The organism is Marinobacter sp. UBA5687 (assembly GCF_002420325.1).
GTDB lineage: Bacteria > Pseudomonadota > Gammaproteobacteria > Pseudomonadales > Oleiphilaceae > Marinobacter > Marinobacter nauticus.
In genome coordinates, this window is sequence record NZ_DIHV01000062.1 from 543 (window position 1) to 11,155 (window position 10,613).

The window sequence follows — 10,613 nt, forward strand, 5'->3', positions numbered from 1 at the left end:
CTGTAATTCACCCGGTGATTCGGTTTAACGAAAAGGCGAGACCATGAATACAGAAATTATTCTCGGCGTGGTCATGTTCACCGTTATCGTTCTGGCGCTGGTTGCGGTTATCCTCGCAGCCCGCTCCAAGCTGGTAAGCACCGGTGACGTGACCATTGAGATCAACGACGACCCCGAGCACACGCTCAAGACCGCCGCGGGCGGTAAGCTGCTGGGTACTCTGGCCAACAGCGGCATCTACCTGTCCTCTGCCTGTGGCGGTGGCGGTACCTGTGCCCAGTGCAAGTGCAAGGTTCTGGACGGCGGTGGCGCCATGCTGCCCACGGAAAAGACCCACTTCACTAATCGTGAAGAAAAAGAAGGCTGGCGCCTGTCTTGCCAGGTTCCTGTGAAGCAGGACATGAAGATCGAAGTGCCTGAAGAGTTCTTCGGTGTGAAGAAGTGGGAATGTGAGGTTATCTCCAACCACAACGTGGCCACCTTCATCAAGGAACTGGTACTGAAACTGCCGGAAGGCGAGGAAGTGGATTTCCGCGCTGGCGGTTACGTGCAGCTGGAGTGTCCTCCGTATGAAATTCCGTTCAAGGATTTCAACATCGAGGAAGAGTTCCACGAAGACTGGGACAAGCACGATATCTGGCGCTACAAGGGCGTGAACAAGGAAGAAACCATCCGGGCCTATTCCATGGCGAACTACCCGGAAGAAAAAGGTCTTCTCAAGTTCAACATCCGTATTGCCACGCCGCCTCCTGGCACCGATCATCCGCCGGGCATCATGTCCACTTACGTGTTTAACCTGAAGCCGGGCGACAAGGTTACCGTCATGGGGCCGTTTGGTGAGTTCTTCGCCAAGGAAACCGATGCGGAAATGGTCTTTATCGGTGGTGGCGCCGGTATGGCACCGATGCGTTCTCACATCTTTGACCAGCTCAAGCGTCTGAACTCCAAGCGTAAGATCAGCTTCTGGTACGGCGCCCGTAGCGTGCGCGAAATGTTCTATGTGGAAGACTTCGACGGTCTGGCAGCCGAGAACGACAACTTCGAGTGGCATGTTGCGCTTTCAGATCCGCTGCCGAGCGACGATTGGGATGGCCCCACCGGCTTTATCCACAATGTGTTGTACGAAAACTATCTGAAGGACCATCCGGCTCCGGAAGACTGTGAGTTCTACATGTGTGGACCCCCAATCATGAACGCGTCTGTGATCAAGATGTTGAAAGATCTTGGTGTAGAAGACGAGAACATCATGCTGGATGACTTCGGAGGTTAATCAGACCGCATGACATCCCGCATGTTTCGACCCGCCAGGGTAGCCGTGGTCAGCGTCTTTATGGCGCTGGCTCTGGCCACCCTGGCGGGTTGTTCGTTTCAGGAAGAAGAAAAAGTCTGGGAGATCTCTGGCGGGATTTTCGGGACGACCTATCACATTAACGTCGTATTGCCAGAAGATGAGCAACGGCTTCAGACTCTGGCCAAGGGCATCGAGAGCACGCTGGATCAGGTGGACAATGCCATGTCGACCTGGAAGCCGGATTCCGAGCTGTCTCAACTGAACAGTCTGCGGGACCAGTCGGAGTGGATTGAGCTTTCGCCGGCATTGTTCGAGGTTATCCGGCGGTCAGTCGAGATTGCTGAACTGACGGGTGGGGCGTTCGACGTGACCATTGGCCCGGTAGTGAATCTCTGGGGGTTTGGGCCCAAGGCGCGGCCTGAACAGATACCCTCCGACGATGAACTGAACACCGTACTTGGTGGCACCGGTTGGGAGCACCTGGAGTTCGATGAATTGGCCAGTGCCATTCGCAGCGAGAAGCCCCAGTACATTGATCTGTCGGGTATTGCCAAGGGCTATGGCGTGGATGCGGTGGCCCGTTACCTCGACAGTGAAGGTGTTGGCGCTTACCTTGTGGAAGTGGGCGGCGAAGTGCGTACCAATGGACGCAAGCCGGACGGTACCGCCTGGCGTCTGGCTATTGAGCAACCGATAGAGCAGGGCCGGGCAGTAAATAGTGTGGTGGCGCTGGATGCTCAGGCCATGGCGACGTCCGGCGATTATCGTAACTATTACGAATCGAACGGCCAGCGGTACTCCCATACAATAGACCCTGAGACGGGAAAGCCGATTGGTCATCGACTGGCATCGGTTACGGTTATTGCAGAAGACTGTATGACGGCAGATGCCTTGGCAACCGGCTTTAATGTGATGGGTTTTGACAAGGCCATGGGCCTGGCAACCCGTGAAAACATTCCCGCATTTTTTATTGTGAGGGGAGACAACGGCTTTGAAACCCACCAAACACCGGCGTTCTCGTCTTACCTTGTCCAGTAAAGGAGGGCAGTAATGGGTACCTTTCTTTTGGTGTTGTTTATTGTGGTGCTGCTGATTGCCGGTATGTCGATCGGTGTGATTTTCGGTCGAAAGCCGATCAGCGGAACCTGCGGTGGTATTGGCGCTCTGGGAATCAGTACTTCCTGTGAGATTTGCGGCGGTAATACCCAGAAATGCGAAGAGAGCCGGAGCGGCTCCGATGAGCCAGTAAAAGCGGAAGACCTGGCATACGATGCCACCAAGGGCGACAAGTAACCGCTCCCGGCCAACAATACATTAATAACTATAGCTACGCTTTCAGAGTGTAGATAAGGAGTCAGTGCGCGCATGGCAGAGCATCATTACGACGTGGTGGTTATTGGCGCCGGTCCTTCGGGAGAAGGGGCGGCAATGAATGCGGCGAAGCACAACAGGCGCGTCGCCATCATTGAAGACAAGCCTACGGTTGGCGGTAACTGCACCCACTGGGGCACCATTCCGTCCAAGGCGCTGCGTCACTCGGTCAAGCAAATCATCACCTTCAACACCAACCAGATGTTCCGGGACATTGGTGAACCGCGCTGGTTCTCTTTTCCGCGGGTATTGCAGAACGCCCAGAAGGTGATTGGCAAACAGGTGAAGCTGCGCACTCAGTTCTATTCCCGTAACCGGGTAGACCTTATCAACGGCCGTGCCGCATTTGTCGACAAGCACCGGTTGGAAATCCGTGGCAACAAGTCCGTGGAAACCATCCATTTCAAGCAGGCCATCATTGCCACCGGTTCCCGCCCGTACCTGCCGCCCGATGTCGACTTCCGTCATCATCGGATCTACAACTCAGACTCCATTCTGAATCTGTCCCACACCCCGCGTACCCTGATTATCTACGGTGCCGGTGTCATTGGGTCGGAATACGCCTCCATCTTTGCTGGACTGGGTGTGAAGGTAGACCTGATCAACCCGGGCAGTCGCTTGCTGTCGTTCCTGGATGATGAAATTTCCGATGCCCTGAGTTACCACCTGCGTAACAACGGTGTATTGGTTCGCCACAATGAGCAGTATGAATCCGTGAAAGGTGACGATCACGGCGTTGTACTGTCACTGCAATCCGGCAAGAAGATTCGGGCCGATGCCTTCCTGTGGTGTAATGGCCGTAGCGGCAATACCGAGAATCTGGGGCTTGAGAACGTGGGCCTGACACCGAACAGCCGGGGCCAGCTGGCGGTAGACGAGCATTACCGCACGGAAGTCGAGCATATCTATGCTGCCGGCGATGTGATTGGCTGGCCAAGCCTGGCCAGTGCCGCTTACGACCAGGGGCGAGCCGCTTCGTCTGATATTACTCAGGATGAGTATTTCCGCTTTGTGGACGACGTGCCTACCGGCATTTATACCATCCCGGAAATCAGCTCTGTTGGTAAGACCGAGCGGGAACTGACCGAGGCCAAGGTGCCGTACGATGTTGGCCAGGCGTTCTTCAAGGATCTGGCGCGGGCGCAGATTACCGGTGAAGCCGTGGGCATGCTGAAGATTCTGTTCCACCGGGAAACCCGGGAAATTCTGGGTATCCACTGCTTTGGTGACCAGGCCGCCGAGATCGTTCACATCGGCCAGGCCATCATGAACCAGGAAGGGGAAGCCAATTCCCTGAACTACTTTATCAACACCACCTTCAACTACCCGACCATGGCGGAAGCCTATCGGGTAGCTGCCCTGAACGGCCTGAACCGAATCTTCTGATCAGACCGTTGCCCACCAGAGCCCTGCTTCAGGCGGGCTCTGGTGAGATTTCCCGTATCGGCAGGTTCAACACCGCCTTGGCCCGGTTGTCGAAAAACATACGGGTGCTGGTGGGGTAATCGGTGATAATACTGTCGACCCCCATCTCTTCCAGAAGCAGCATGTCGTGGATACGGTTAACCGTCCAGGTAGAGACATGCATATTCCGCCGATGTGCCGTCTCGACCATGCCTTTGGTTAGTATTTTCCAGTTCACACAGAAATATTCGCAGCCCAGCCGGGTGGCCAGGTTCAGTGGCTTGGGAAACTTGCGCTCGGCTACCAGGCCGATGCGTATGTTTTTGTCGCGCCGCCGGATTTCTCGCAGAAACCAGGGATCGGAAGAGGTGATGGCGGCCGTCTGGTACAAATCCCGGCGCTGGATGATCTCGGTCAGGCGATTGCACAGGATGTTCAGCCTGTGCCGTGTATCCTTTTTCACTTCCAGTTGAAGGTGCTCAATGTCATCAAACTGATTGAGCAGATTCTCCAGCGAGGGAATGCCGGTTTTCCGGGACCATGAGCTGGTATTGCGGCGCGCATCCATCTCGGCCAGTTCGGCGGCGGTATACTTGCCGACACTGCCTTTCTGGCCGGTGGTGCGGTCCACGGTCAGATCGTGCACCAGCACAGGAATGCCGTCTTTAGACAGCACCAGATCCAGCTCAAAATGCCGGATACCATGCCGGTGGGCATGGATGAAGCCAGGCATGGTGTTTTCTGGAGCCTCTCCTTTGGCTCCACGGTGACCATAAACGATCATTCTGCTGTAGTTTCCCTGAGGCGTTGGTAGATGGCCTGGCGTTTCTTCCAGGTCTCGTGGCACAGGCGAATATCTTCCAGGTAGGCCGGTAATTCGTTCATCAGAAGCGCCTGAGGGCCGTCTACCAGAGCTTTCTCCGGTTTCGGGTGGAAGTCCACCAGCACCATGTTTGCACCGGCAACGACGCCCTGTGCGGTTGCGTGCATCACATCAAGAATACCATCCGGTGACTGGTCCCGGCTGCCCACGGAGTGGGACGGATCCACACACACCGGCATGCGGGTCAGGCGTTTGACCGCAGGCACATGGGCAAAGTCCACCATATTGCGGTGGGGCAGGCCGGCCTCGGTTTTCATACCGCGTAAACAGAAAATGACGTTGGCGTTGCCCTCGCTGGCCAGATACTCGGCTGCATTCAGGGATTCGTTCAGGGTGATACCGAAACCACGCTTCAGGAGCACCGGGTAGGTGCTCTGCCGGCCAATGGCCTTGAGCAGCTCGAAGTTCTGGGTGTTGCGGGTGCCTACCTGCAACATCACGCCGGTTGGCCGGCCGAGTTTTTCCAGGCAGGTGTCGATTTCCTCGATATGGCTTTCATGGGTGATTTCCATGGCAATCACCTTGATGCCATGCTTGCCTGCTTTCTCGAACACCCAGGGCAGGCAGCCCTTGCCGTGGCCCTGGAAGGAGTAAGGGTTGGTGCGCGGCTTGTAGGCACCCATTCGGGTACATACCTCACCGTTGTCTTCCAGCGCCTGCAGCATCATTTCCACATGCTCGGGTACGTCCACCGCGCAAAGGCCGGCGAAAATGTTCAGGTTGTTCTGGCTGAACTCCACGCCGTTATAAGTAAACCCACTCTGGCGTTGGTCATCCTTGTGGCGCCCAAGAATCCGGTAATCCTCGGAAATCCGGATGGCGCGTTCCACCGCCGGCAGGGCTTCAATTTCTGCTTTTTCCAGGGATTTGGTGTCGCCCAGCAGGTAGATTTCGGTCAGTCGCTGGCTGGCACCCTGAATTTCGTGTACCCGGATGCTGACGCCCGGAAGGTTTTCCAGGTATTCCATGGTCTGGCGATAGGCTTCACTATCGAGCGCGGTGTTGGGGTGAAGAATGGCTAACATGGAATCTCCTTGAATCAGGATGCGGATTCTTCCGCCCGGTGCCGGGCCTGCATGAACTCGCGATGATTAAGATGCAGCAGGTCTGCCATGCGGCGAATAAGGTGTTCCTCGTATTTGTCGATACGGCCGTCGGCAAAGGCAACCCGCCAGATACTCTCCAACAGGGACTGCTTCTGTTGCTGATCCAGATGATCGTTAATCTGCCCGGTAAACTGATACAACGACGTGGCGTCCTCGGCGTGGGCCAGGGCATCGTTCAGGATTTCCTCAGCCTCTTCCCGGGTAATCTGATGAGCCTTAACCGCGCAGTCCACAATGGTCTTAAGTTCTCGCTCATCTTCCTGGTTATCCACCCGTGACAGCTGCACCATCAAGGCAGTGGCCGCCACGGCCAGCTGGTGTGCATCCGGCTTGACCGGTTCCGACTCGGCAACGGAAAACAGTTTCTTCAGGCGTTCGATCATGGTCAGTTACTTTGTTTCAACAAATGTCAGGCCGCCTGCGCGAGCTGGCGAACCCGGTGCTCCAGTTCGATCTGGTCTGCCGCAAAACGGCGAATGCCATCAGCCAGCTTCTCGGTGGCCATGGCGTCTTCGTTGGATTCCCAGCGGAACTGCTTCTCGTTAATCTGCCCCGGCTTGTCGGGCGAGGAAGCCGTCTCCGGGTTGAGTTTCCTGGCCAGAGTGCCCTGATCATCCTTGAGCTCCTGCAGCAGTGCCGGACTGATGGTGAGCCGGTCGCAGCCGGCCAGCATCTCGATTTCGCCGGTGTTGCGGAAGCTGGCACCCATTACCACCGTATTAAAGCCATTGGCCTTGTAGTAATTGTAGATGCGTGAAACCGAAAGTACGCCAGGATCTTCCTCGGCCGGATAGCTGTCGCGCCCGGAGCTGGCCAGGTGCCAGTCGAGGATACGGCCCACGAACGGTGAAATCAGATGGGCGCCGGCCTGGGCACACGCCACTGCTTGCACAAAAGAGAAAAGCAGCGTCAGGTTGCAGCGGATGCCTTCCTTCTCAAGCTGCTCTGCTGCACGGATACCCTCCCAGGTGGAGGCAATCTTGATCAGAACACGGTTAGTGTCCACGCCCTGGCGGTCGTAAAAGTCCACCAGGCGGCGGGCACGCTCCAGAGTGGCGGAGGTGTCGAAGGACAACCGGGCATCTACCTCGGTGGAGACCACGCCCGGAATCAGCCCGAGAATTTCCTTGCCAGCCAGCACTGCCAACATGTCGGTTGCGACCGTAAGTTGTTCGGCATCCGAGCCACCGTGCTTGGCCGCATAGGCCACGGCCTTTTCCAGCATGGGGCGATACGCCTCTGAGGCCGCGGCCTTCAGCAGCAGGGAAGGGTTGGTGGTGGCGTCTTCCGGGCGCCACTGCCGGATAGCATCAATATCGCCGGTGTCGGCCACAACCGTGGTCATGGTTTTAAGCTGTTCGAGTTTGCTGTTCATTCGTCCTGTCATCCCGATGGTTCGGTGTTATCCGGGCATTCATCCACAATGCCCTTTTAACTCCTACAATAACGGCAGCTTACGACAGTAACAAGACAACAAAAGGTATGGTGGCGATCAGGTTTCCAAACTGGGTTCCGGTTCTCTGACTTTCGCCAGCGCCTGTTCGACCACTTCCAGCCCGGAGCCGGGTTTGTTGGCATTCTCACTCAGATGACGGCGGAACTGCCGTCCCCCCGGCTGCCCCAGGAACAGGCCCATGATATGGCGGGTAATGTGGGTGAGGTACGCGCCCCGGTCCAGCTCCTGCTGAATGAACGGGAACATGGCCCGGAGGGCCTCATGGCGGCTGGTAACGGCCGGTGGCTCACCAAATAGTTCAGTGTCTACCTCGGCCAGCAACCAGGGATTGTGGTAGGCCTCTCGCCCCAGCATCACGCCATCGGTGTGGGCCAGATGCTCATGGCAGTCCTCGAAGGTTTTGATGCCGCCATTGATGATAATCTCCAGGTGCGGATAGGCCTGTTTCAGGCGATACACCCAGTCGTATTTGAGCGGCGGAATGTCCCGGTTTTCCTTCGGGCTCAAGCCTTCAAGAACGGCAATACGGGCATGCACAATGAATGTCTTGCAGCCGGCTGCGGCCACGGTTTCAATAAACTCGCACAGCTCGTCCCAGGATTCCCGGCCGTTGATACCAATGCGGTGCTTTACCGTAACCGGAAGGTCGGTGGCCTCAATCATTGCGGCCACGCCCTCTGCTACCTTGTCTGGATGGCCCATCAGACAGGCGCCGATCATGTTGTTCTGCACCCGGTCGCTGGGGCAACCCACGTTCAGGTTAACCTCGCTGAACCCGAACTGTTGCGCCAGCCGTGCGCAATGGGCCAACTCGTTAGCGTCGCTGCCGCCAAGCTGAAGCGCCAGTGGATATTCTGAGGCATCGTGGCGCAGAAAGCGCTCGGTATCGCCATGGATCAGCGCCCCTGTGGTGACCATTTCTGTATAAAGCAGGGCCCGCCTGCTGAGGATGCGGGCCAGGTAACGAAAGTGCGGGGTTGTCCAGTCCATCATGGGGGCGACGCAGAAGCGGCGGGATAGACTGGAGGGGAGGGGATGAGACGACATGGAATGAAAATCCGGAAATCTGAAAAGTTAGCAAAGGATGTTAACACGCCCAACTGGAGGTGGTCAGGCGGGTTTTCCGAAATGCGTTTTTCCTTGACCACGCTTGTGGGGGAGGTGATGGTTAAAGAGTTTTATTCCTGCTCCATATCTCTCTGTAGCTCATCGCAGACCTGTAAGCCTGAATCATCAAAGGATTCGGGGTGGAGCAAGTACTGGCCTGAGGCCAGCTCCACAACATAATAGAAGCTATCTCCCGGAGAGCCGCCCAGGACCCTCTCAAATACACTACTGTCGCGCCGAACCACTGTTCCGGTGAAGAGAATTTGCCCCGCGGGCATTGGGCGCTCATCATTGAAAAGGTCACGGTCAAATATGACCCCCCGGAAACCGTGGCGGCGGGCGATAATGGATTCTGTTGCATCAAGCTCGGGAGTGGCGAGGGCGATAAACAGCTGTCCTCCCTTGGTTAGCTTCAGGAGGTCGAGACCATTTACTTTGGCAGGCTCTGTGCACTCGGGATAGACCTCATAGTGAGGGTTCAGCCATCCACCCACGGAGATGGATGGGGCAATCAGAAAAAGGGAGAACAGAACAAGGTTGGTTATTCTGAGGCAATTCATCACGCGATCCTTGCGTTGTCGGGATGTTTATCACGATGGACGAAGATCATATCACCAAGCCAGCACACGATGGTTAAGTCTTTGGCGTTGTTTGATGGGGCTGACAGGTGTTTTATCCCTGATGACTTTCGGCTTGCCCGCAAACGCCACCCCATGGGCGTTCACTCTCCAGCAAGGCCGGATGGACCTGGCCCTGCCCGATTACGAAATAGCAGGCTGGAAAGCGACTGGCATTCACGCAGATATCGTCAATTCCGTTGAGGCAAGTAATGAGCAGGTTGACGTTACCTTCCGCCCGGGTTCCCGGCTGACAATAGCCCGCATTGCCCGGCAATCCGGAAACACCCCCGGAGAGTTAATTGATGTCCAGCTGAATCTCGCGGATACCGAGGTAACGGTTAACCTTGGCGCACCGGGTGCTTTGCCGGAACGCACCCGCATCTCCGGAAATGTGCGCATCGACGTAGCGGAAATCCGCCACCCGAGCCTGAAGCCCCAACGCTGGTGGTTTGAGGGAGAGGTGAGCGGAACGCTGGCAGATCTGGAGCTGGCGGGAAAACTGAATGCCAGCTCCGGCCTGACAGCCAATCTCGTCTTGCGTAACCGGTCGGCGAGCAACTTCACTGCCGGCATCAGCACGACCATGGCTGCGCAGAACGCAGGAGAAGCGCTGGCGGCCACCCTCTTGCACTGGCCGGAATTGCTCTCCCTGGACAGCGGTGAACTGACACTTCAGGCAAATCTCGGGGTGGAGTCTAATGAACCGCTGACGGCGGATGCCTGGCTAGACCTTGCTGACGTTTCCGGGGTAATGGACCGCACGGCGGTCACCAACCTGAACGGACGCCTGATGTTTGCCCTGGAAGCGGACAGATTAACCGCCGCCCTGCGAGACATCCGGATAGGCGAAATCGACTCCGGAATCGGCATTGGGCCGATTCAGCTCCTGGCGGATTACGAAGCCAACCTGGCTGCGCCGCTCAGGGGGCAGCTTGCCGTTCAGCAGGCAACGGCCGAGTTTCTGGGTGGCCGGCTTCGCGTAGCGCCGCGCACTGTGGATCTCTCGAATCGGCCCTGGCATGTTCCCATTGATGTCTACGATCTTTCTCTGGAACGACTGCTGCAGGTGTATCCGGCAGAGGGCTTCTCCGGCACTAGCTCATTAACGGGCAGGATTCCGGTCGCGGTGACCGACGCTGGTGTGCGAGTAGACCAGGGCGCACTAAGGGCGGTATCGCCTGGTGGCAAACTTATCATGCCGGCAGAACGCCTGCAGGCCATGTTGGGCAGCAGCGATGCCATGGAGCTGGTGGTGCAAGCTTTGCAAAACTTTCACTATTCGGTGCTGGAGAGCACGATAGACTACGATGAAGAGGGCAAGCTGGCACTCGGCCTGAGGCTGGAAGGTGAAAATCCGGATCTTCGTGGCGGGCAG

The 10,613-nt window shown here is 56.8% G+C and carries 11 protein-coding genes; 5 read left to right on the top strand and 6 right to left on the bottom strand.

Going from position 1 to position 10,613, the window contains the following annotated elements:
- Positions 1 to 43: 43 nt before the first annotated feature.
- From nqrF to sthA, 4 genes are all read left to right on the top strand, one after another.
- The gene (nqrF, locus tag B3Y70_RS06550) at positions 44 to 1,270 is read left to right on the top strand and encodes an NADH:ubiquinone reductase (Na(+)-transporting) subunit F (protein WP_153740428.1); all 1,227 of its coding nucleotides are present in this window, start codon (positions 44 to 46) and stop codon (positions 1,268 to 1,270) included.
- 9 nt (positions 1,271 to 1,279) lie between these two features.
- A complete protein-coding gene (locus B3Y70_RS06555) occupies positions 1,280 to 2,329 on the top strand; it encodes an FAD:protein FMN transferase (RefSeq protein WP_011785399.1) in 1,050 nt (349 codons plus the stop codon).
- 12 nt (positions 2,330 to 2,341) lie between these two features.
- Positions 2,342 to 2,584: a (Na+)-NQR maturation NqrM gene (gene nqrM / locus B3Y70_RS06560; protein WP_153740426.1), complete on the top strand. Its 243-nt coding sequence runs from the start codon at positions 2,342 to 2,344 to the stop codon at positions 2,582 to 2,584.
- Positions 2,585 to 2,656: 72 nt separating this feature from the next.
- Entirely contained in the window at positions 2,657 to 4,048 is a 1,392-nt protein-coding gene (gene sthA, locus B3Y70_RS06565; protein ID WP_011785397.1) for a Si-specific NAD(P)(+) transhydrogenase, read from the top strand.
- 28 nt (positions 4,049 to 4,076) lie between these two features.
- On the opposite strand, the gene B3Y70_RS06570 is transcribed toward sthA, so the two are convergent.
- The 6 genes from B3Y70_RS06570 to B3Y70_RS06595 form a co-directional block, all read right to left on the bottom strand.
- Positions 4,077 to 4,850, bottom strand: a complete 774-nt coding sequence (locus B3Y70_RS06570) for a glycerophosphodiester phosphodiesterase (RefSeq protein ID WP_199452208.1) — start codon at positions 4,848 to 4,850, stop codon at positions 4,077 to 4,079.
- A complete protein-coding gene (locus tag B3Y70_RS06575) occupies positions 4,847 to 5,974 on the bottom strand; it encodes a 3-deoxy-7-phosphoheptulonate synthase (RefSeq protein WP_278351335.1) in 1,128 nt (375 codons plus the stop codon). Before B3Y70_RS06575 ends, B3Y70_RS06570 begins: the two co-directional genes overlap by 4 nt.
- Positions 5,975 to 5,988: 14 nt before the next feature.
- Complete coding sequence (locus B3Y70_RS06580) at positions 5,989 to 6,438, bottom strand: TerB family tellurite resistance protein (RefSeq protein ID WP_153740423.1); 450 nt, start codon at positions 6,436 to 6,438, stop codon at positions 5,989 to 5,991.
- Between the two features lie 26 nt (positions 6,439 to 6,464).
- Positions 6,465 to 7,430, bottom strand: a complete 966-nt coding sequence (tal, locus tag B3Y70_RS06585; protein ID WP_153740422.1) for a transaldolase — start codon at positions 7,428 to 7,430, stop codon at positions 6,465 to 6,467.
- A 117-nt stretch (positions 7,431 to 7,547) separates the two neighbouring features.
- The gene (gene dusA, locus B3Y70_RS06590) at positions 7,548 to 8,558 is read right to left on the bottom strand and encodes a tRNA dihydrouridine(20/20a) synthase DusA (protein WP_286895345.1); all 1,011 of its coding nucleotides are present in this window, start codon (positions 8,556 to 8,558) and stop codon (positions 7,548 to 7,550) included.
- 131 nt (positions 8,559 to 8,689) lie between these two features.
- The gene (locus tag B3Y70_RS06595) at positions 8,690 to 9,178 is read right to left on the bottom strand and encodes a hypothetical protein (RefSeq protein ID WP_286895347.1); all 489 of its coding nucleotides are present in this window, start codon (positions 9,176 to 9,178) and stop codon (positions 8,690 to 8,692) included.
- 121 nt (positions 9,179 to 9,299) lie between these two features.
- Between B3Y70_RS06595 and B3Y70_RS06600 the strand changes: the two genes are divergently transcribed.
- Positions 9,300 to 10,613 (top strand): intermembrane phospholipid transport protein YdbH family protein (locus B3Y70_RS06600; protein WP_288589438.1); only part of this gene is annotated, 1,314 nt, incomplete at its 3' end.

Coding starts and splice junctions, on each gene's coding strand:
- nqrF (WP_153740428.1), top strand. CDS start 44: ATGAATACAGAAATTATTCTCGGCGTGGTCATGTTCACCGTTATCGTT.
- B3Y70_RS06575 (WP_278351335.1), bottom strand. CDS start 5,974: ATGTTAGCCATTCTTCACCCCAACACCGCGCTCGATAGTGAAGCCTAT.
- B3Y70_RS06580 (WP_153740423.1), bottom strand. CDS start 6,438: ATGATCGAACGCCTGAAGAAACTGTTTTCCGTTGCCGAGTCGGAACCG.
- tal (WP_153740422.1), bottom strand. CDS start 7,430: ATGAACAGCAAACTCGAACAGCTTAAAACCATGACCACGGTTGTGGCC.
- B3Y70_RS06595 (WP_286895347.1), bottom strand. CDS start 9,178: ATGAATTGCCTCAGAATAACCAACCTTGTTCTGTTCTCCCTTTTTCTG.
- B3Y70_RS06570 (WP_199452208.1), bottom strand. CDS start 4,850: ATGATCGTTTATGGTCACCGTGGAGCCAAAGGAGAGGCTCCAGAAAAC.
- nqrM (WP_153740426.1), top strand. CDS start 2,342: ATGGGTACCTTTCTTTTGGTGTTGTTTATTGTGGTGCTGCTGATTGCC.
- dusA (WP_286895345.1), bottom strand. CDS start 8,558: ATGTCGTCTCATCCCCTCCCCTCCAGTCTATCCCGCCGCTTCTGCGTC.
- sthA (WP_011785397.1), top strand. CDS start 2,657: ATGGCAGAGCATCATTACGACGTGGTGGTTATTGGCGCCGGTCCTTCG.
- B3Y70_RS06555 (WP_011785399.1), top strand. CDS start 1,280: ATGACATCCCGCATGTTTCGACCCGCCAGGGTAGCCGTGGTCAGCGTC.